At 59.5% G+C, this 20448-nt stretch carries 21 protein-coding genes; 9 read left to right on the top strand and 12 right to left on the bottom strand.

Features of this window, described 5'->3' with window-relative positions; all coding sequences use genetic code 11:
• Positions 1 to 106: 106 nt before the first annotated feature.
• Positions 107 to 2254 carry a polyribonucleotide nucleotidyltransferase gene (pnp, locus tag GOV79_RS09190; RefSeq protein WP_170785135.1) on the top strand — a complete coding sequence of 716 codons (2148 nt, stop codon included), beginning with the start codon at positions 107 to 109 and terminating at the stop codon, positions 2252 to 2254.
• A 63-nt stretch (positions 2255 to 2317) separates the two neighbouring features.
• Here pnp and GOV79_RS09185 read toward each other — a convergent pair whose 3' ends face one another.
• The gene (locus GOV79_RS09185) at positions 2318 to 2839 is read right to left on the bottom strand and encodes a GNAT family N-acetyltransferase (RefSeq protein ID WP_170789561.1); all 522 of its coding nucleotides are present in this window, start codon (positions 2837 to 2839) and stop codon (positions 2318 to 2320) included.
• 57 nt (positions 2840 to 2896) lie between these two features.
• Positions 2897 to 3532 (bottom strand): DUF1326 domain-containing protein, encoded by a 636-nt coding sequence (locus GOV79_RS09180; RefSeq protein ID WP_170789560.1) that lies wholly within the window; start codon positions 3530 to 3532, stop codon positions 2897 to 2899.
• Positions 3533 to 3775: 243 nt separating this feature from the next.
• Between GOV79_RS09180 and GOV79_RS09175 the strand changes: the two genes are divergently transcribed.
• The 3 genes from GOV79_RS09175 to GOV79_RS09165 all read left to right on the top strand — a co-directional run bounded on the left by GOV79_RS09175 (position 3776) and on the right by GOV79_RS09165 (position 5875).
• Positions 3776 to 4261, top strand: a complete 486-nt coding sequence (locus GOV79_RS09175; protein WP_170789559.1) for a PACE efflux transporter — start codon at positions 3776 to 3778, stop codon at positions 4259 to 4261.
• A 132-nt stretch (positions 4262 to 4393) separates the two neighbouring features.
• Positions 4394 to 5083: an outer membrane protein gene (locus GOV79_RS09170; RefSeq protein ID WP_170789558.1), complete on the top strand. Its 690-nt coding sequence runs from the start codon at positions 4394 to 4396 to the stop codon at positions 5081 to 5083.
• A 69-nt stretch (positions 5084 to 5152) separates the two neighbouring features.
• A complete protein-coding gene (locus tag GOV79_RS09165) occupies positions 5153 to 5875 on the top strand; it encodes a glycosyltransferase family 25 protein (protein WP_170789557.1) in 723 nt (240 codons plus the stop codon).
• 38 nt (positions 5876 to 5913) lie between these two features.
• Here the strand turns inward: GOV79_RS09165 and GOV79_RS09160 are convergent, their stop codons facing one another.
• Together GOV79_RS09160 and GOV79_RS09155 are read right to left on the bottom strand one after the other, a co-directional pair.
• The gene (locus GOV79_RS09160; protein WP_170355987.1) at positions 5914 to 6564 is read right to left on the bottom strand and encodes a peroxiredoxin; all 651 of its coding nucleotides are present in this window, start codon (positions 6562 to 6564) and stop codon (positions 5914 to 5916) included.
• A 163-nt stretch (positions 6565 to 6727) separates the two neighbouring features.
• Positions 6728 to 7570 carry a bifunctional helix-turn-helix domain-containing protein/methylated-DNA--[protein]-cysteine S-methyltransferase gene (locus GOV79_RS09155; protein WP_170789556.1) on the bottom strand — a complete coding sequence of 281 codons (843 nt, stop codon included), beginning with the start codon at positions 7568 to 7570 and terminating at the stop codon, positions 6728 to 6730.
• A gap of 116 nt (positions 7571 to 7686) precedes the next feature.
• Between GOV79_RS09155 and nth the strand changes: the two genes are divergently transcribed.
• Positions 7687 to 8331: an endonuclease III gene (gene nth, locus GOV79_RS09150; protein WP_170772829.1), complete on the top strand. Its 645-nt coding sequence runs from the start codon at positions 7687 to 7689 to the stop codon at positions 8329 to 8331.
• Positions 8328 to 9317 (top strand): adenosine kinase, encoded by a 990-nt coding sequence (locus tag GOV79_RS09145; RefSeq protein WP_170789555.1) that lies wholly within the window; start codon positions 8328 to 8330, stop codon positions 9315 to 9317. Before nth ends, GOV79_RS09145 begins: the two co-directional genes overlap by 4 nt.
• 48 nt (positions 9318 to 9365) lie before the next feature.
• On the opposite strand, the gene GOV79_RS09140 is transcribed toward GOV79_RS09145, so the two are convergent.
• From GOV79_RS09140 to GOV79_RS09130, 3 genes are all read right to left on the bottom strand, one after another.
• Positions 9366 to 10205, bottom strand: coding sequence for a DUF547 domain-containing protein (locus tag GOV79_RS09140; RefSeq protein WP_170789554.1), 840 nt, complete (start codon positions 10203 to 10205; stop codon positions 9366 to 9368).
• The gene (locus tag GOV79_RS09135) at positions 10202 to 11575 is read right to left on the bottom strand and encodes a radical SAM protein (RefSeq protein ID WP_170789553.1); all 1374 of its coding nucleotides are present in this window, start codon (positions 11573 to 11575) and stop codon (positions 10202 to 10204) included. The genes GOV79_RS09140 and GOV79_RS09135 overlap by 4 nt, the downstream gene beginning before the upstream one ends.
• Before the next feature lie 80 nt (positions 11576 to 11655).
• Positions 11656 to 12141 carry an RNA pyrophosphohydrolase gene (locus GOV79_RS09130; protein ID WP_170789552.1) on the bottom strand — a complete coding sequence of 162 codons (486 nt, stop codon included), beginning with the start codon at positions 12139 to 12141 and terminating at the stop codon, positions 11656 to 11658.
• Positions 12142 to 12279: 138 nt separating this feature from the next.
• On the opposite strand from GOV79_RS09130, the gene GOV79_RS09125 reads away from it, so the two are divergent.
• Positions 12280 to 14307 (top strand): NADPH-dependent 2,4-dienoyl-CoA reductase, encoded by a 2028-nt coding sequence (locus tag GOV79_RS09125; RefSeq protein ID WP_170789551.1) that lies wholly within the window; start codon positions 12280 to 12282, stop codon positions 14305 to 14307.
• Positions 14308 to 14590: 283 nt separating this feature from the next.
• Complete coding sequence (locus GOV79_RS09120; protein WP_170772843.1) at positions 14591 to 15496, top strand: LysR family transcriptional regulator; 906 nt, start codon at positions 14591 to 14593, stop codon at positions 15494 to 15496.
• 52 nt (positions 15497 to 15548) lie between these two features.
• Here GOV79_RS09120 and GOV79_RS09115 read toward each other — a convergent pair whose 3' ends face one another.
• On the bottom strand, positions 15549 to 16466 hold the full coding sequence (locus GOV79_RS09115; RefSeq protein WP_170789550.1) for a hydrogen peroxide-inducible genes activator: 918 nt from the start codon (positions 16464 to 16466) through the stop codon (positions 15549 to 15551).
• Between the two features lie 98 nt (positions 16467 to 16564).
• Between GOV79_RS09115 and GOV79_RS09110 the strand changes: the two genes are divergently transcribed.
• Positions 16565 to 17527 (top strand): sodium-dependent bicarbonate transport family permease, encoded by a 963-nt coding sequence (locus tag GOV79_RS09110; protein WP_170789549.1) that lies wholly within the window; start codon positions 16565 to 16567, stop codon positions 17525 to 17527.
• A 5-nt stretch (positions 17528 to 17532) separates the two neighbouring features.
• Here the strand turns inward: GOV79_RS09110 and GOV79_RS09105 are convergent, their stop codons facing one another.
• Genes GOV79_RS09105 through GOV79_RS09090 form a run of 4 tightly spaced genes read right to left on the bottom strand, consistent with a single transcriptional unit; the run spans position 17533 to position 20446 of the window.
• Complete coding sequence (locus GOV79_RS09105; protein ID WP_170789548.1) at positions 17533 to 18435, bottom strand: OmpA family protein; 903 nt, start codon at positions 18433 to 18435, stop codon at positions 17533 to 17535.
• A complete protein-coding gene (locus GOV79_RS09100) occupies positions 18432 to 19004 on the bottom strand; it encodes a peroxidase-related enzyme (RefSeq protein WP_170789547.1) in 573 nt (190 codons plus the stop codon). Before GOV79_RS09100 ends, GOV79_RS09105 begins: the two co-directional genes overlap by 4 nt.
• Before the next feature lie 15 nt (positions 19005 to 19019).
• Positions 19020 to 19727, bottom strand: a complete 708-nt coding sequence (locus tag GOV79_RS09095) for a GNAT family N-acetyltransferase (RefSeq protein ID WP_170789546.1) — start codon at positions 19725 to 19727, stop codon at positions 19020 to 19022.
• Positions 19724 to 20446 carry a competence/damage-inducible protein A gene (locus GOV79_RS09090; RefSeq protein ID WP_170789545.1) on the bottom strand — a complete coding sequence of 241 codons (723 nt, stop codon included), beginning with the start codon at positions 20444 to 20446 and terminating at the stop codon, positions 19724 to 19726. The genes GOV79_RS09095 and GOV79_RS09090 overlap by 4 nt, the downstream gene beginning before the upstream one ends.
• Positions 20447 to 20448: the final 2 nt, after the last annotated feature.

The raw sequence follows: 20448 nt of genomic DNA, 5'->3' as shown, positions 1-20448 counted from the left end.
CTGACCCTGGCACTCGAATGGAAGATAAATGGGGTCGGCGGCAATGGGGCCGCCATGCAAACCGGAGACCCGCAGGGGCGGGAGTGCTCCGTTCTAGGATACGCATATGTTTGATGTAACAAAGAAATCGATTCAGTGGGGCGAAGAGACGCTGACACTGGAAACCGGCAAGGTTGCCCGTCAGGCGGACGGCACTGTGATTGCCACGCTGGGCGAAACCAGCGTCATGGCCAACGTGACCTTTGCCAAAAGCCAAAAGCCCGGTCAGGACTTTTTCCCGCTGACCGTCCACTATCAAGAGAAATACTATGCTGCCGGTAAAGTTCCGGGTGGCTTTTTCAAGCGCGAGGCGCGCCCGACCGAAAAAGAGACGCTGACCGCGCGTCTGATCGACCGTCCGATCCGCCCGCTGTTCGTCGATGGCTTCAAAAACGAAGTTCTGGTCATGTGCACCGTGCTGAGCCACGATCTGGTCAACGATCCCGACATCGTTGCAATGATTGCTGCGTCGGCTGCTCTGACTATTTCCGGCGCGCCGTTCATGGGTCCGATCGCCGGTGCCCGCGTTGGTTTCGTGGATGGCGAATACGTCCTGAACCCGACCGTAGACGACATGCAGGACCTGCGCCTGAACCCTGAACAGCGTCTGGATCTGGTTGTCGCCGGCACCAAAGATGCCGTGATGATGGTGGAATCGGAAGCTTACGAGCTGTCAGAGGCCGAAATGCTGGGCGCCGTGACCTTCGCGCATGAACAAATTCAGCCGGTTATCGACCTGATCATCAGCTTGGCCGAAGAAGCTGCGAAAGAGCCGTTTGAATTCGCCGCCCCCGACTATGCGGACCTCTACGCTGCTGTGGCCGCAGCCGGTGAAGAGCAGATGCGCGCCGCCTTCGCGATCACCGACAAGCAAGAGCGCACCACCGCCGTTGCCGCGGCCCGCGAAGCAATCAAAGAAGCGTTGACCGAAGAACAGCTAGAAGACGGCAACCTCGGTTCCGCGATGAAAAAGCTGGAAGCCGGCATCCTGCGAGGCGACGTCGTCAAAGGCGGCAAGCGGATTGACGGTCGCTCGACCACCGACATCCGTTCGATCGTTGCTGAAACTTCGATGCTGCCGCGTACGCACGGTTCCGCCCTGTTCACCCGTGGTGAGACTCAGGCACTGGCCGTAACCACGCTGGGCACCGGTGATGATGAGCAGTTCATCGACGCGCTGCACGGCAACTTCAAATCGAACTTCCTGCTGCACTACAACTTCCCCCCCTATTCGGTTGGTGAAGTTGGTCGTGTTGGTGGCCCCGGCCGTCGTGAGATCGGCCACGGCAAGCTGGCATGGCGCGCCCTGCAGGCGGTTCTGCCTGCGGCGACCGACTTCCCCTACACGATCCGTATCGTGTCCGAGATCACCGAATCCAACGGATCGTCCTCGATGGCGTCGGTCTGCGGCGGCTCGCTGTCGATGATGGATGCGGGCGTTCCGCTGAAAGCACCGGTTGCCGGTGTGGCCATGGGTCTGATCCTGGAAGATGACGGCAACTATGCCATCCTGTCCGACATTTTGGGTGACGAAGACCACCTGGGCGACATGGACTTCAAGGTTGCGGGTACCGAAAACGGTATCACCTCGCTGCAGATGGACATCAAGGTTGCGGGCATCACGCCCGAGATCATGGAGAAAGCCCTGGCCCAGGCCAAGGACGGCCGGATGCACATCCTGGGCGAGATGGGCAAAGCCCTGTCCGAGACCAACGAATTCTCGGTCCACGCCCCGCGCATCGAAACCATGAACATCCCGACCGACAAGATCCGCGAAGTGATCGGCTCGGGCGGTAAGGTCATCCGCGAAATCGTTGAGGTTTCGGGTGCCAAGGTCGACATCAACGATGACGGCGTGATCAAGATCGCCTCGCCGGACGGAGAGTCGATCAAGAAGGCTTACGAGATGATCCACTCGATCGTCGCAGAGCCGGAAGAGGGTCAGATCTACACTGGTAAAGTGGTCAAGATCGTCGACTTCGGTGCCTTCGTGAACTTCTTTGGCAAGCGCGACGGTCTGGTCCACGTTTCCCAGATCGAAAACCGCCGCCTGAACCATCCGTCGGATGTTCTGAAGGAAGGTCAGGAAGTGAAGGTCAAACTGCTGGGCTTTGATGATCGCGGCAAGGTTCGCCTGTCGATGAAAGTGGTCGATCAGGAAACCGGCGAAGAGATTGTTCCCGAGAAGAAAGAAAAGAAAGAAGACGCCGAATAATCAGCGCCTCTTTTCGAATTACCAAAGACCCCGGTTCTGGCCGGGGTCTTTTTTTTCGTGACCCTACAAGTCCTTGGCAAAGTAATGCAGATGCGGCCGCAACATCGGTTGGTCCCTGTAGGTTGTTGTCTCAATCGGTGTGTCCAGTTCCACAAACCCAAGCTTCGGATACAGGCTGCGCATCTCAACATTCGGGGTCAACGTATCGGCCACCAGCCGTTTCAACCCCATCTGTCTTGCGGCATTCTCTCGCGCCACGATCAACGCGCGCCCGGTTCCGGTGCCACGGGCACTTTCGGTGACAAAAACGCGCTTTAACTCACCGGTCTCTTGATCCAGACGCTTCAGCATCCCGCACCCCACAATCGCGGACTTCCCATCCCGCGCCACGACCAGGCAACCATTGGGTGGCAGGTAATCCTCGGGGCGCGCCCAGAACTCGGCTAAGGCGCTTTCCGGGGCGGATGGATCAATCTCGAACCCCATGGCGCCCATGCGCTCGACGATCAGGTCGTAATATTGCGACAGGATGCCATTCAGCTGATCCTTAGGCGGCAGCGCGGCACAGTGTTCAATTTCAATCATCGGGTCACAGCTCACGGATCAGTTGACCCTGCTGCGGGTGTGAGCACAAGCCATTATTCAATGCGCCACCCCGGACGGTCCGTGTTTCATCACATGCCATTGCCCATAGCTGTCGTTCAGATCCAGCTTGATCGCCGCGTTTGCCGTGGTCGAGGCGCTGCCGATCTCGGCCAGTGTGAATTCGATCCCGCCGGGAATGTCGATCCGAACGCGATGCTCGCCGCCGCCATGCGGGGCCTGAATTGGACGCCCCGTAGATTGCAGCACATCGCCCACTGTGACCTTGGCTTTACGCCCTTCTATGTCGATGTCGAAATCAATTGGCAGATACAGGGTCTCGTGTACGGTTTTGCACATGGCACGGAAGACGAACCAATGGGTAGCCATTTCATCCGTTTCCTCACCGTGAAAGACCTTTTCCAACGCATCGCGCTGCGCATCCGAGGCGCTGGGGTCAATGATCACCTGCATCTCTCCGCCACCTTCGAAAATCGGACCGGGCCACGCGTAGATCAGGGCCGCTTTGGTGCCTGCCAGATCAGTGTCGCCGAAATGCCCCTTGGAGACCTCCAGCACTTCGAAACCCCTGCAATTGCCATTGGTGGGTAATTCTTCGAACTGACAGGGGCAGGCGTAGCCGCAGTTGCAATTCCCGAAGGCTTCGCCCTCAACGTACCAATCTGTGAATGCCATCGTAACTCTCCTGATGTGAAAGCCCGATACCTGTCATCACCCGCCCCAATCCCGGCACCATAGCATATTTGCGCCAAATCCCGAACCGCTGCGGAAAATCGAACAGGAAAGACGCGCGAATGTGTCGAACTTCACAGTCAGAAGGCTTTCGGCATGACAATTTGCGCAAGGGTCGAAAGACCCGCGACCGAGCATGCAGGGCCGACGTCGCACAACCAATAAGTGTGTGCGAAGGAATGGGCCATGACATTAAGATCGTTCAGGGAACGAGTCATCCAAACATGTAGTTTCGAGGTGGTGGGAATCGCGTTCGTCTCGCCGGTTTATGCATATATCGCGGGGGCGTCGATGGTGCATGGGTTTGCGCTGATTTCCCTGCTGTCCATCGTCATTTTGATCTGGTCGCCCATTTTCAACACGTCGTTCGACTGGATAGAGCGGCACCGAACCCGCCGCCTGGCAAGCGCCCGCCCCCACCGGTTGCGGATCGTCCACGCGGTGCTGCATGAGGTCACCGCGATTATTATTACATGCCCGTTGCTGATGTATTTTGGCGGCCATTCCCTGCAGGCCGCACTGGCTTTCAATCTTGGTCTGACGATCACCTATTCGATCTACACCTATGTTTTTCATATCATTTATGACCGGTTACGCCCCGTAAGACCTGTCTCTGCGGTCGAGGGCACACCGCAATGCGATCCCGGCGCGGCGGTCTGCAATAACATCTGAACAAACCCGCGCTGCTTGTTCGATCACTCCACCCCAATAAGCTGTGAATCGAAGTGAAGCTCGCCTGTCTTTCATTTGCGGCGAGTTTGTCCACATGTGGGTTCATAACCATTTGGAACAAAGGACATGGACATGGTTAAGCGAATTATTCTCGCCTCGGCGGTGCTGGGCCTCAGCGCGTCAGCACCGGTTGCGCAAAGCCTCACAGATGACCTCTACGTCCACGGATTTGCTGGCTACAGCAATTTGCAGGACAGCGATTTCACCGGCACCGTCAATGGTGGCCCGGAGTCCGTCGATACCGATTTTGACGGTGGGTTTGGACTGGGTATTGCCATCGGCAAAGAAATCCCACAGTGGAGCAATGACAGCATCGCCACTCGGGTCGAACTTGAACTTTCTTTTCGAGACAATGACGTAGACGGAGTGAATTTTTCTGGCAACGGGCCCGCAAGCGAAGTCAACGTTTCGGGTGATGTGACCCAGACTTCCTTGTTTGCCAATGTTCTGGTCGACTTCAAAACCGCCAGCGCGCTCACGCCCTATGTCGGCTTGGGTCTGGGTGTCGCCTACACCGATCTGGATTTCTCATACGGACCGGGTGTGGAGTTGGATGACAGTGACACCAACTTTGCCGCTCAGATCATCGCAGGCGTTGCCTATGATGTCAGCGAAAACACGGCCCTGACACTGGATACGCGCTATTCGCGCGCCTTCGACGTTTCCTCGGACCGTCTGGCCCCGAACGGCGCGTTGACCGGCACCGTCGAAGATGACATCGACGCGTTCAGCATCAATTTCGGCGTGCGCCAAAGATTTTGATCGAATAGGGGAAGTGTTTCTCTCCGGTTTCCCTTCCCCCGCATGTCCGCGTGCTCTATGCACGAGGACATGCGATCTTTCGTCATCCATATGTCCTCTAGTGCCGCGCGGCGACCCAATGCCGAGAAACTTTGCAGCGACCTTCCGAACGCGGAATTATTCGAAGCGGTAAACGGTCGCGACCCGGCGCAGATCGCCGATGTTGCGCTGTTTCCCGGCAATTTGCACCATCCAGAATACCCGTTTAAATTGCGCCCTGCGGAGATCGGGGTGTTCGAAAGCCATCGTCGTCTTTGGCGCAAACTGGTGGACGAAAAGATCGATATGGCCATCATCACCGAAGATGACCTGCGCATTGACCCCATTCGCATGGCCAAAGCGCTAAAGATGTTGGCGGCCTTTGCTACGCCCGAGCACTATATCCGCATTCCCGTAAAACAACGCGAAGTTGCGGCGCAAGTGCTGGCCAAAACCAATGATCAGCGTCTGATCCTGCCAAAGGTGATCGGGTTGCAATGTGTGTGCCAGCTTGTCGGGCGCCGCGCGGCAGAACGGCTTTTGGCCGCAACTGACAAGATCGACCGCCCTGTGGATACGTTCCTGCAAATGCACTGGCTAACCGGCCAACCAATCCTGTCGCTTCAGGGCAGTGGCAATCAGGAAGTGGCTGGCGAAATCGGTGGGTCCACAATCCAGACTCGTCCTCCGCTGAGCGACAAACTGACCCGCGAGTTCAAGCGCGCAGCTTATCGCGCCTATCTGCACAGCCATCCGCAAAAGCCGGCTTGCTGAACGAAAAAGCGGGGCCTGATGCCCCGCTTTGTTGTTTCTTAGCTCGGCGCTTTGGTTTTGCGCAGATAAGGGAAGATCGTTTCGAACTCGCCAAATTTCTCCTTGGCCTCCTCGTTCGACACCGCAGGCGGGATGATCACGTCTTCACCGGGCACCCAGTTGGCCGGCGTTGCGACGCCCTTGCTGCTCATTTGCAGACCGTCCAGCGCGCGTAGGATTTCCGCAAAATTGCGACCCACGGTCATCGGATAGGTCATCGACAGCTTCAACTGCTTGTCCGGGCCGATGATGAACACAGAACGCACGGTGGCACTGTCCGCCGGGGTGCGGCCATCGGGCAGATAAGCTTCGGCAGGCAACATGTCGAAGGCTTTCGAGACCGCAAGTCCGTCGTCGGCAATGATCGGGAAACCGGGATTGGCATTGCCATAGGCCTCGATGTCTTTCTTCCACTTCTTGTGGTCTTCCACACCATCGACCGACACGCCCAAAACCTTGGTGTTGCGTGCCGCCCATTCGTCATTCAGTTGCGCCACGGCAGAAAACTCGGTGGTGCAGACAGGAGTGAAGTCCTTGGGGTGCGAGAACAGAATAGCCCAGCTGTCACCGATCCAGTCGTGGAACTGAATGGTGCCCTGATCCGTTTCTGCGGTGAAATTTGGGACGGTGTCGTTGATGCGCAAGCCCATAATGCGTCTCCTTCTCCTGTTGGTCAGCCTGGCAGGCTGATGCGAATTTAATCACTTTGTGTGTAAGTTAAACCGTTCTTTGAGGGATCGCTCAAAATTCACGTATCACGATATTATCCTGAAATTCAGGAATTCGCCCCAACAAAAACGCGGCGCGCCTGTCTCAGGCCTCGGCCTGCGCGGCCTCATAAGCCAGCATGGCGCGCTTGACGGGCAGGCCCCAATGATAGCCCCCTAGCCCGCCAGACTTGCGCAACGCCCGGTGGCATGGGATCAACCAACTGACCGGGTTGCGCCCAACGGCCGTACCCACGGCCCGCACCGCCTGCGGGGACCCCACCCGTTGCGCGATCTCGGAATAGGTCGTGACTTGCCCCGAAGGAATGTGCATCAGCGCCTCCCACACTTTGATCTGCAGCGGGGAACCGATCAGGTGCAGAGGGGTTTCAGACCGGGTCGCGCCAAACGACGCCTCGACCCATGGGCGCAGCTTTTCGGCATTCTCGATGTAGCTGGCTTTGGGCCAGCGCGAGGTCATATCCTCCATTGCCGCCGCTTCGCCGGTTTCTGCGCCAAAGGCCATACCGCAAATCCCTTTGTCGGTGCCCATCACCAACGTCGGGCCGAAGGGGCAATCGAACCAGCCCCAGTAAATCGTCAGGCCCGCGCCTTTGCGGGCGTATTCGCCGGGGCTCATGGATTCCCATTTCAGGAACAGGTCATGCAGACGGCCGCTTCCGGACAGCCCCACGTTATGCGCGGTCTCCAGCGTGGTGAACCGCTCGTGCAGCAAGGCCTTGGCGTGGCCCAGCGTCAGATATTGCTGATAGCGTTTCGGCGATACCCCGGTCCAGCGTGAGAACAGGCGTTGAAAATGCGCGGGGCTCATGTCCATCTGGCGGGCCAGTTCGTCCAGCGACAGGGATTCGCCGCCCTGATCAATCAGCTCGATCGCGCGGCGCATGACGTTGTAGTGGTATCCGCTTTCGGGGGTCTGGACGTTCATAACTCACCTCATCTGCTGCCCCGGACCATATCCCGCGCGCCACGCCACCGCGACCCGAAACATGCGCATTGGCTTTGGGCTTGTGTCATGCGCCTGCGGGCGGCATTAAGGCCCGGATGGCAAAGCAACTCGATTACCACACGATCCGCGAGATCTTTACGCGTTTTCAGGACGCCGACCCCGAACCCAAGGGCGAGCTGGATCATGTGAACGTCTATACTCTGGTCGTGGCCGTGGCGCTATCGGCGCAGGCCACCGATGCGGGCGTTAACAAAGCCACGCGCGAGCTGTTCAAAATCGCCGACACACCGCAAAAGATGCTGGATTTGGGCGAAGAGGGCCTGACCGAGCATATCAAGACCATTGGCCTGTTCCGCCAGAAGGCCAAGAACGTCATCAAACTCAGCCGCATTCTGGTCGAAGACTATGGCGGCGAAGTGCCCAATTCCCGTGCCGCGCTACAATCGCTGCCCGGTGTCGGGCGCAAGACGGCCAATGTGGTTCTGAACATGTGGTGGCGGCAACCGGCGCAGGCGGTCGACACCCATATCTTCCGCGTCGGCAACCGCACCGGCATTTGTCCCGGCAAGACCGTAGATGCCGTCGAGCGCGCCATCGAAGACAATATTCCCGCCGATTTCCAACTGCACGCGCATCACTGGCTGATCCTGCATGGTCGCTATCACTGCAAGGCGCGCAAACCCCAATGCGGAACCTGTATCATCCGCGATCTCTGCGAATTTGAGGACAAGACCCTATGAAAACCTACCAGCTCACCGGTATCGGAAATGCCGTTGTGGACGTGATCTCCCAGGCCGATGACAGCTTTCTGGAACTGATGGGCATCGAAAAGGGCATCATGCAACTGATCGAGCAGGAGCGCGGCGAAGTGCTGTATGCCTCGATGGAGGGGCGCGTGCAGACGCCCGGCGGCTCGGTCGCGAATACCATCGCTGGTGCCGGGGCACTGGGACTGGATGCGGCATTCATTGGCCGGGTGCATGACGACGCGCTGGGGCGGTTCTATGCGGATGCGATGAACGAGGACGGCGTCGATTTCGTCAACCCGCCGGTGTCGGGTGGCGAGCTGCCGACCTCACGCTCGATGATCTTTGTCTCGCCCGACGGCGAACGGTCAATGAACACCTATCTGGGCATTTCCTCGGAACTGTCATCACAGGACGTGTCCGAGGATGTGTCAGGCAACAGCCAAATCATGTTCCTTGAGGGGTATCTGTTCGACAAGGAAAAGGGCAAAGCCGCGTTTCTTGAGGCCGCGCGCACCTGTCACAAGGGCGGCGGCAAGGCGGGGATCGCCATTTCCGACCCGTTCTGCGTGGAACGTCACCGGGTCGATTTCCTGCTGCTGATCGAGAACGAGCTGGATTTCGTGATCGGCAACGAGGCCGAGATCAAATCGCTGTTCGAAACCGATGATCTCAAGGATGCTCTGGCCAAAACCGCCGCGATTTGCCCTCTGGTCGTATGCACCCGGTCGGGTGATGGCGTCTCGGTTTTGTTCGATGGTCAGCGGGTGGACGTGCCGGTGGAAAAGGTTGTGCCCGTGGACGCCACCGGCGCGGGCGATCAGTTCGCCGCTGGGTTCCTGTTCGGTATGGCCACAGGGCGCGATTACGAGACCTGCGCCAAGATCGGAAATGTCTGCGCCCGCGAAGTGATCAGCCATATCGGCCCAAGGCCAGAAGCGAATATGCAGGAATTGCTGCGCGCCGAAGGCTTGCTGTAAGTCGCTGAGTAGCGCCGAGGGCACCCAGATGACCTTGGCGCAGCTTTTTTACGACCCCGCCGCCGCGTCGTTCAGTGCCCAGTCATAACTATAGGCACTGACACGGGACACATCTTGCAGCCGCGCTTCCAGATCGGGGTCGGCGACCGTTCGGACATAGGTTAGAACCGCCTGTTCGTTCGGTCCGAAATCCTCTCGGAACCAGATGAAGATCTTGGACAGGATCAGCCCGCCATTGTCATTAAACCGCACGCCACGCGGGTCGTTGATATAGGCGTGTTCGGCGGCGGCAAAATCACGCTCCAGCGTCTCGGCCAGCCAGGCGCGGTCCATGAGATTGGGGCAGCCCACAGCGGCACAGTTCAGGGCATAATGAATGCGCGGCTCGTTGAATTCAGGGCGGATGATGCGGTGTTCGATCTCGTTCAGGGTTAAGCTCTGCCCGGCGACCGTCACTATGGGCCGGTTCCACGGCCCGATTGACAGCGGCCCGTCCTTGATGTCGCGGATCGAGGCGACGGGGTAGTTCTCAAGGATCACATCCACCGTCACCGCGTTATACATGTTGATCCAATAGGCCAGCTGTTGATCACGGGTCAGCGCCGCAGGGTCCACTGCTTGCAAATCTTCGATATACCCGTCCAAACGTGCTTTGTCGTCGGCCGAGACCTGCCCGTAAGCCACCCGGTTCACCCCCTGCGCATCAGGCGCGACATAGCGGTTCAGAAAGGTGGTCCAGTCGCGGTGATCAACACGCTCTCCGGGCGGTTGGGCAGCGCGGGTCAGGGCGCTGTTCGCCAAAGGTTCGGGCGCGGGAAGGGCCAGTCGTTCGACACTGGCACAAGCCGCAAGCAGGGGCAGCAACAGCAGGATCAGCAGACGTCTCATGAGGCATCCTTTCGGGACTGGCGCAGGGCGCGCATCTGCCCTTTCAGCCGTTTCATCGGAGCAAGCGCCGGATCGCTCAGTTCGGGCAGGTCCGGGCCATTGGACAGACGCGGAACGGCAGCGTTCCACCAGCTTGGACCGGTCGGCCCGTCAATCCGGTCAGGGCTGGTCAGATGCATGTCGCGCTGCGCGTTATGGACACACATCGAAAGCGGCCCGTTCGCCGTAGCCACCATGAACACGCACGAGGCGCAGCGGTCTTCGTCCAACTGATCTGCCGCCATGAAATTGTGAATGAACACCGCTTGCCGCCGCACCGGGCCACGTAGCACGCCAGTACCCAGACAAGCGACGCTCAGCCCAAGTTGCCCCAATGCGCGCAGGGCCAGCAGCGGATGTCGTCGGATCATGCGCCCAACCTTGGGGCGAATACGGATATGGGCGTCCTGATTGTCGTCCACCCCTTCCAGCGCTGTCATCACCCGATGCACCAAGCTTTGGTTAGACAATAGCGAGACCGCGCGCCCTCCGGCCGTCAGGACGCTGGCGTAACGGTTGCATTTGGAATGGCCCACAGCCGCCGTGCCGAAATGCAGCGGCGTCCCATAGCCTTCCTCGACCGCGCGCGCGACACTGTCCTGCGTGATCATCTCGGGCCGTTCGCGCAACACGCCGCGCCCGGTATCGGCCTGCATCTGGAACGAGACAAACGCCACTTCGGGTCGATCCCGCAGATACCGCGCCAGCATGGGCAGTTCGCCGAAATTACCGGCAAACACCGTGGTGTTGAACAGAATACGCAGCCCCAATCCCCGCGCCCGGCGGATATAGGCGCGGCGGACGGTGTTCAGCTCTTCTTCCGAGGTGAACCCCTTACGCTCTTGCGTCATGTCCACATGAAAGGCCACGTCGTTCAGCCCCGCCGCTGCCAACCGCATCAACTTGGCGCGGCTGGCGCGAATCCCGTTTGTCATCAGACAGGACCGCATACCCAAACGGCGGATTTCCCGGCACAGCGCCTCAAGATCCTCGATCTTGCGCAGGGTCGGATCACCGCCAGTCAACTGTACCGACACCCCGGTGCCATAGTGGCTTTGAATCGTCTTCAACCGCGCAAACAGAACCGACAGAGGAGGGTCATAGGTCATCTCGGCCCGGTCCGAGAGGTAACACAGCGTGCAATCCAGATTGCACCTTTGCGTGACCTCCAGCGCAACGCATGCGATGGGATAGAACCGCCCCGCCGTTTGCCCGGCATGGTATTCGCCACAGCCCTGCAAACCCTCGCGCAGAGGCGCGCGGCGGTCGGAACCGATGAACTTGCGACCTGCAGGGACGATGGCGGGGGGGCTGTGCGCGGTATCTCTCATGCGGACCAAGCTAGAGATGCCGTGTGGCCCGAACTATGCTCCCTCACGGCAAGTTGTCGCAGGGTGAGTGAAGCGCGCTCCTACCGCAGAAATGCGCTGAATGCTGCAACCACCTGCGCGTAGACATCGCGCTTGAAGGGTACGATTTCTTCAACCAAGCGTGAGGGCTCCTGCCATTTCCAGCGGGTGAACTCGGGATGATCGGTGTCGATATTGATCTGATCGTCACGGCCCGTGAAACGTAGCAGGAACCATTTCTGCTCTTGCCCGCGATAGCGGCCTTTCCAAATCTTGGGCACGATGTCATGGGGCAGATCGTAGGGCAGCCAGCCGGGAGTTTCGGCCACGACCTCGACCAGATCAGCGGTCACACCCGTCTCTTCCCACAGCTCTCGCAGGGCCGCATCGCGCGGGTCTTCGCCTTTGTCTACCCCACCCTGCGGCATCTGCCAGGCATCGGCGTGGCGGTCATTGCGCTGGCCGACAAAGATATGACCTTGAGCGTTCATCAGCATTAGCCCGACGCAGGGCCGATAGGGCAGATTGGCGATTTCATCGGGGGTCATGCGCGGCCTCTTTTTCCTGTCACGCCTTGTCTGTATCAAGTGCTGTCAGGACAGCAAAGACCGTGACGCAAGGTTTCGCGTGACAATGTTGACGCAAACGTCAATCTAACGACAAAGAATTCGGGAGGGAGAGTTACCATGACTGCGTACCCAAACATGCTGGCCCCGCTGGATCTGGGCTTTACCACTCTGAAAAACCGGGTCCTGATGGGCTCGATGCATACCGGTCTGGAAGAGACCGGCGACTGGAACCGCGTGGCAGAATTCTATGCTGACCGTGCCCGCGGCGAAGTAGGGCTGATGGTGACGGGCGGGATTGGCCCGAACCTCGAAGGCTCGGTCCTGCCCGGCGCGTCGATGATGACCACCGAGAAGGACGTCGAAAACCACTCCATCGTGACCCAGCGTGTGCATGAGGCAGGCGGCAAGATCGCCATGCAGATCCTGCATGCGGGTCGCTATGCCTATGGCCCCAAATGCGTGGCGCCCAGCCCGGTGAAATCACCCATCTCGCCCTTCCCGCCCAATGAGCTGGACGAAGACGGGATCGAGAAACAGATCAGCGACATCGTCAACGCCGCCAAGCTGGCCCAAAAGGCGGGCTATGACGGGGTCGAAATCATGGGATCGGAAGGCTATTTCATTAACCAGTTCCTCGTGACCCACACCAACAAGCGCGAAGATCGCTGGGGCGGCTCGTATGAGAACCGGATGCGCCTGCCGATTGAAATCGTGCGCCGCACGCGCGAGGCCGTGGGCCGTGATTTCATTATCATCTACCGCCTGTCGATGATCGACCTTGTGCCCAATGGCTCCACCCATGATGAGGTTGTCGAACTGGCGAAACGGGTTGAACAAGCGGGAGCCACGATCATCAACACCGGCATCGGCTGGCATGAGGCGCGGATTCCGACCATCGCCACATCCGTGCCGCGCGCAGCTTTTGCGTGGGTTACTAAAAAGCTGATGGGCAAGGTGAGCATTCCGGTGATTACCTCGAACCGGATCAACACGCCCGAAGTCGCCGAAGAGGTTCTGTCCACCGGCTGCGCCGACATGGTGTCACTGGCGCGCCCGATGCTGGCGGATGCGGATTTCGTCGCCAAGGCGATGGACGGCAAATCGGCACAGATCGCGCCCTGCATCGCCTGTAACCAAGCCTGTCTGGATCATACATTCGGCGGCAAACTGACATCCTGTCTGGTGAACCCGCGCGCCTGTCACGAAACCGAGCTGGTGATCGGCAAAGCCGGTACACTGAAAACCATAGCCATCGTCGGTGCAGGCCCTGCCGGCCTGTCCACCGCCATGACCGCCGCCCAGCGCGGCCATGATGTCACCTTGTTCGACCGCGCTGGTGAGATCGGCGGGCAGTTAAACATGGCCAAACAGGTGCCCGGGAAGGAAGAGTTCTGGGGGTTGGTCGATTGGTTCCGCACCATGATCGCGGATCTCGGCGTGAAGGTTGAACTGAACCGCGAGGTCACGGCCGACGACCTGACCGGCTTTGACGAAGTTGTCATCGCCACGGGCGTCACCCCGCGCGATCCGCAGATTGCGGGGCAGGATCGGGACAATGTGATCGACTATATCGACGTGCTGCGCCACAAGGCCGAGGTCGGCAAATCCGTCGCCGTGATCGGCGCAGGAGGCATCGGGTTTGACGTGTCCGAATTCCTGCTGGAGGACGGCCATAGCATCACCACTGACCTGCCCGCATGGATGAAAGAATGGGGCGTCACCGACCCCGCCGAGCATCGCTCGGGCCTGGCGCCCGAAGGACCGCAACCGGCAGCGCCTGCGCGTCAGGTCACGCTGCTACAGCGCAAGAAACAGGCGCATGGCAAAGGTCTGGGTAAAACAACCGGCTGGATTCACCGCGCGACGCTGAAGATGAAAGACGTCAATTTCGTCGGCGGTGTGAACTATGAACGCATCGACGATGATGGCCTGCATGTAAGCTTTGGCGAAGAGCGCGCCGACCCAACCGTGATTGCGGCGGACACGATTGTTCTATGCTCGGGTCAGGTTTCCGAACGCAGCCTCGCGGATGCGCTGATCGAACGCGGTATAACTCCGCACGTGATCGGCGGGGCGGATGTGGCGGCAGAGTTGGATGCCAAACGCGCAATTAATCAAGGCACACGTCTGGCGGCGACTTTTTGAGGCATCGGGCCCGGTTCGCGCCGGGCCTGCGCCGCAACGAAAAAATGGCTTTGGTGACACGTTCAACGGTCACAAATTTGCCATCCTCAGATTAACATATGTGTAATGCTGCCGGTAAAACCCCATAGTTTTCGGGTTTGTGGCGAATTTAGAAACCACCGTTTCCACGTTTCCTATCCGCAAACGATCCAGATTAAATCCCTGATATTATCCCATGTCTGCCCAGTTTCCGCCCAGATTGAGCGCCAAGGTCAGTCAACGAACCAAGACTTGGGGTACGAGTATGGACAGACTGACCGAAATGGAAGCCTTTGCCAATGTGGTGGACCAAGGTGGCTTCACAGATGCGGCCAAGAAAATGGGCATCTCCAAATCGGCCGTGTCCAAGCACGTCTCGAGCCTCGAGGCGCGTCTGGGCGCCCGTCTTTTGAACCGCACAACGCGACGCGTGTCGCCTACGGAAATCGGTTTGGCCTACTATGACCGCGCGCGCCGTGTGCTGAATGACGCAGGCGAGGCTGATGCGCTGGTGACGTCGATGCAATCCGCGCCTTCGGGCCTGTTGCGCATCAGTGTGGCCACGGATTTTGGCGTGAATCATCTGTCTCCGGTCCTGTCGGAATTCCTGTCGGCCTATCCCGATATCACCGTGAACATGGTGCTGAACAACCGGTATGTTGAGCTGATCTCGGAAGGGTTCGACGTGGCCGTGCGTATTGGTGAGTTGGAAGACAGCACCCTGCGCGCCCGCAAACTGACCGAAACCGTGAAACGGATGGTCGCGGCCCCCAGTTACATCGACAAATATGGCCGCCCCCAAAAGATCGACGATCTGAACGAGCACAAGCTGCTGCATTACTCCAGCCAATCTTCCGGCAACGTGTGGAAACTGACCGCGCCATCGGGCGAAAAGCGTCAGGTCCGTACCGCCGGCTGGCTGAGCGTGAATGACGGGCAGTCCCTGCTGAACGCAGCGATCTCGGGCCTTGGGATCGCGCATCTGCCCAGCTATCTGTACGCTGACGCGCTGAAAAGCGGCAAGGTTCTGGATGCAATGCCGTCGCTGCCTGATGAGTTGCAGGGCGTCTATGCAGTGTACCCTCCGGGCCGTTTCACACAGCCCAAGGTGCGTGCATTCATTGATTTTCTGGTCGAGTCCTTCAACGACAAGGGCCCGATGGATTGGTAATTTCTCCCCGGTGAAGACTGAACGGCCCGCACACAATTGTGCGGGTCTTTTTTTATTCCATGAAGACCGACAGCCCCATGCCCTTGGCAACGGTGCGCAGGGATTGGATCAGGATGTTTTGTCCGGGCAGGGCGGCTTCCCCGCGCCGCGACAACAGCGCGATATCGCGGTTGGCGTTGGGGATCGTCAAAGGGCGCAGACGCACCTCGTCTCGGTAAATACCCTGCCGCCTTGCATAGAGATCGGGCAAAACCGCAGCCCCCACCCCCGAGGCTGCCATTAGCACGATAGAATCCAGTGTCGTGCCCTCGTATTCATCGGATACCACGCCTCCGCATTCCGCCGCCAGCGCATAGACGATCCGGGACAGACGGTGGCTTTGGTCCAAAGTCAGGATCAGACGGTCGCGCAAATCCTCGGCTGTGACCCCGTGCAGATCGCGCGCCAGTACGTCGTCCACGGCCACCCCAATCCAGAGCGTTTCGTTGAACAGGCGTTGTTGCAGCGTATTGGGGTGATCTTCGGGGGTTGAAATGATCATGTCGAACCGGCCGGATTTCAATCCCTGCTCAAGGTCTCGGGTGTTTTCTTCGCGCACGACGATGCGCAATCCGGGCCGTTCCTGGTGCACATGCTTGATGACTTGCGGCAACAGGTAGGGCCCAATCGACGGCAATACACCCAACCGCAGCCGCCCTCCGACAGGGGTATCGCTGGTCATCGCATGGCGCAGGTCCTGTACCTCGGCCAGGATTTTCTGAGCGCGGGCAATGAACTCCTCGCCCCGCGCTGTAACCTGTACCCCGCCCCGGTCCCGTTCAAAGATACGCAAGCCAAGCTCTTGTTCTACCGTCGCAATTTGCGCCGAGAGGCTGGGCTGACTGACATTGAGAACGTCAGCAGCCAGCCCGAACCTGCCCAAGCGACTGACCGCGACGATATATTCCAGCTGGCGCAGGGTGGGTCGCATTTCATAGTTCCAAACTATCCAGTTGTTAGAAAGATAATATTGGGCTGATTCAATTCTGCAAGGCACTAGGCCCCGGACCGCCGGAAAAGGAGCCGTAAATGCCCAGCGTACTAGAAACTCTGTCCAGCAATCTGCTGGTGCCCACCATTTTGTTTTTTGCCTTGGGGCTGGTGGCCGCGTTTGTGCGCAGTGATCTGTCCATCCCGGCGGGCGCGGCCAAGTTCATGTCGCTCTACCTGCTTCTTGCCATCGGGTTCAAAGGCGGCAGCAACCTGGCCGAGCACGGCATCCACATGGACCTGTTCCTGACGCTTCTGGGCGGGGTGGCGCTGTCCTTTGCCATCCCCTTCGTTGCTTTCGGGCTGTTGCGAGTGATGACACGGTTGGACAGCCTGAACGCAGCCGCGGTTGCAGGGCATTACGGCTCGATCTCGATTGTGACCTTTGTGACAGCGACCAGTCTGTTGGACCTTGTCGGGTTAAGTCATGACGGGTTCATGGTCGCCGTCGCCGCCGCGATGGAGGTTCCGGCCATCCTGTCCGCCCTTTGGCTGGCACACCGGTCCAATGGCAATGGCGTAAGGGCTGACGGGTTGTGGCGTGACCTACTGGCCAACGGCTCCATCGTTCTGCTGACCGGAGCGTTCCTGATCGGGGCTATCACCGGCGGTCAGGGGATGCAGATGATTGCGCCCTTCATCGTGACGCCATTTACCGGGATTTTGTGCCTGTTCCTGCTTGATATGGGTCTGTCGGCGGGGCGCAGCCTACTGAGCAATCGCGACAAGCTGTCGGTCGGCCTGTTCGCCTTTGGGGTCCTGATGCCCCTGATCGGCGCGATGATGGCCTGGGCCGTGGGCGCGCTGATCGGTCTGTCCGAAGGCAGCCTGTTCCTGTTGATGGTTCTGTCCGCCTCGGCCTCGTATATAGCGGTGCCTGCGGCCATGAAAATCGCCCTGCCCAAGGCGGAATCCGGGATTTACCTGACCCTGTCTCTGGGCGTGTCCTTCCCGTTCAACATCACCGTTGGCCTGCCGCTTTATCTTTGGTGGGTGATGTAGGCAGGTCAGTTCACCAGCAGAACCGCCTCAACCCGGCGGTTCTGGTCGCGGCCCTCGGGCGTGGCATTTGAGGTCATGGGGGCCAGATAGCCAATGCCGCGCGCCTCAAGACGGTTTCCGGCAACGCCGTGCTGTTCGATCAACCGCACGCGCACAGCCTGCGCACGCCCCGTACTGACCGAAATGTTCGCCTCGAGCGTACCCGTATCGTCGGTATTGCCCACCAGCGCCAATCGGACGTTGGGATTGTCGGCCATATAAGACGCGATCAGCGCCAGCGAAGGAAACGGGCCTTCGCCCAGCGTGATCTCACCGGTTCTGAAATGCAGGTCTTCAAGGATAACGTGGCCATTCTGTTCCAGTGCGTCCAGTAGCCCGTCTGTCTGCTTCACCGTTTCCTCAACGACCAGAGGCGGCGGTTCGGGCGCGTCCACGGGCGTGACACGGATCATCTGCACATATCCGTCGGGCGGATTGCGGCTGACCAGCAGGCTCAGCGCCTCATCCCCACGGGAGGCCGAGAGAAAGCGATAGTCCTGAATGGCCACGTACATATCCGGGGTGGGCACGACCTCGGTTCCAAAACGGAAGTCGAAACCGCCGCAGGTGATCGCCTCGCATTCGAAGATGATGTCAAAGCCCTGATCCATGATCTGTTGACGCAGTGGGGCCAATAGCTGCAACGTGGTGCTGGACCCTGATTGCAGGCGCCATGTCAGGCGCTCGACGCGGCCCTCGACTGTGAGGGCAGGGACTTTGCCAGTCGCGAATCCGCCGGTGGGCAAGTCATAGCTGTCCAGCGGACTGACTCGTTCGCTGACCAGTCGCGAACCCGACGGCAAGGCCACATCCTGCGCCAGCGCAGAACCAGCCAGACATAGCGATATCAGGCCCGCGCGCAGGATCATCGGGCCTGCGCGAAATAGGCGTCGTTTGGCACCATCGCCGTGGCGCTGGCGACCCGGTTCGACATGTTGAAAAAGCCGGCCACATTGACAATGTCCCAGATATCACGGTCGCTGAAACCCGCATCACGCAGGTTTTGGCGGTCCGGTTCTTCAATCTCAGCGCTGGCATGGGTCAACTTGGCCGCGAAATCCAGCATCGCCCGCTGCCGCGCATCCAGTGGGGCGACGCGATAGTTCATCGCCAACATCTCACCCAGTTGGGGATCACCCGACATCTGCCGCACGGCTGCCCCATGCGCCACAAGGCAATAAAAGCACTTGTTGATGGCCGAGACGACAACCGCGATCATCTCACGTTCCAGCTTGGTGATGCCGCTCTCGGCCAGCATCAGATCGTTGTACATGGTGGTAAAGGCGTTCAGCTTGTCGATGTCAAAGGCATAGGCCCGCAACACATTGGGCACAAAGCCCAGCTTCTCCACACAGATATCGAAATACCGCTGGGTTTCCGCTGGTAGGGGATCGACCATCGGCAGGTTCAATGCAGTCGGCAGAGAGGGATCGGTCACGTCAGGTTTTTCTCCTTAGATAAGCTGACGGTAATGGTATTCTCCGGCGATCTCCATCCCCAGCGCATGATAGAGACCATTGGCCCCATCATTGACCTTGGTGCAAATCACACTGAGCGTCCGCGCCCCCTGTTCTTGCGCCCAGAAGGCCGCCGCTCGCATCGCCCATTGACCCAGCCCGTGACGGCGGTGTTCCGGCAGGATTTCCAGCGCGTGGACCATGGCGACACCGTCGTGGATAGCGACAAACGCCGTCCCGGCCGGTTTATCCACGCGGCGCATCAGCAGGCCAGTTTTCGGACCCGGCGCGCGTTCCATGACCGCAAGCCGTTTTGGGCCGATGCCGCCTTTGGCCCAGATCTCGACCATGATGGCCAGCGGGTCCCAAATGGCAAAGGCAGTCACCCGCGGAACAGGGATGTCGGTCAGATGCGACACGGGGCAGGTGTAGATGTTGACCGGGTCCAGCACGTCGTACCCTCGGTCCGAGAGCTGCTGATCCAGCGCCTCATCCCCCGGTCGCAGGCAAAAGATGCGTTTCTGCCCCATCGCCAGCATCGCGGCTTCGGCAGCGTCGATCTGTGCTTCGGTCGCGGGTCCTCGCGCGCTGGCCGCCGACACGCGTGATCCACCGCCCTGCCCTTGACGCAGTTGGAACGGGCCCTGCTGCGTGTACTGCGCGGCGGGCCATGTGCCGTCGACGATGTTGGCCCAATCGGTCAAAGCTCGAACTCTTTCGCCAACCGTGTAACCGCTGCATCAACTTGCGCCCCGTCGGTGCCGCGCACCACGATATTCGCGCCAAAGGCCCCGTTGATCTGAAACGGATAGCTGCCAATGGCCAGATCGGGAAAATCCGCAGCCAACGCTGCCAGCGGCCCCGCGATATCGCCCTCGCCCCGATGCACGCGCAGGGTCTGCGACAAAAGCGGGCTGCCGCCGGTCAGGCCGGGCAGCACACTGGCCACCATCGCCTGAAAGACCGAAGGCACCCCGGCCATGACATGCACATTCGCAATCGTGAACCCCGGTGCGGTCGAGACTGGGTTGTCGATCAGCGTGGCCCCATCCGGGATGCGCGCCATGCGCAGGCGGGCCGGGTTCAGCTCCAACCCGGAATTCTTGTAGTGCGCTTCAAGCAAAGCGCGCGCGTCGGCACGGATATCAATGGCCGCGTCAAAGGCACGCGCGATGCAATCGGCGGTGATGTCGTCATGGGTCGGCCCGATACCACCGCTGGTGAACACATGGTCATGCGCGTCAGACAGCGCCTTGACGGCGGATTCGATCGCCGGGGCGTCATCGCTGACGATACGCACCTCTTTCAGGTCGATGCCCTGTTTGGTCAGTTCGCCCGCTAGATAGTGCATATTGGCATCGCGCGTGCGGCCCGACAGGATTTCATCTCCGATCACCAGCATTGCAGCGGTTGGATTGGCCATGG

This window comes from Ruegeria lacuscaerulensis, assembly GCF_013034745.1.
GTDB lineage: Bacteria > Pseudomonadota > Alphaproteobacteria > Rhodobacterales > Rhodobacteraceae > Ruegeria > Ruegeria lacuscaerulensis_B.
Note: the sequence above shows the minus strand (reverse complement) of the source record. Positions and strands in the feature narration are given on the sequence as shown.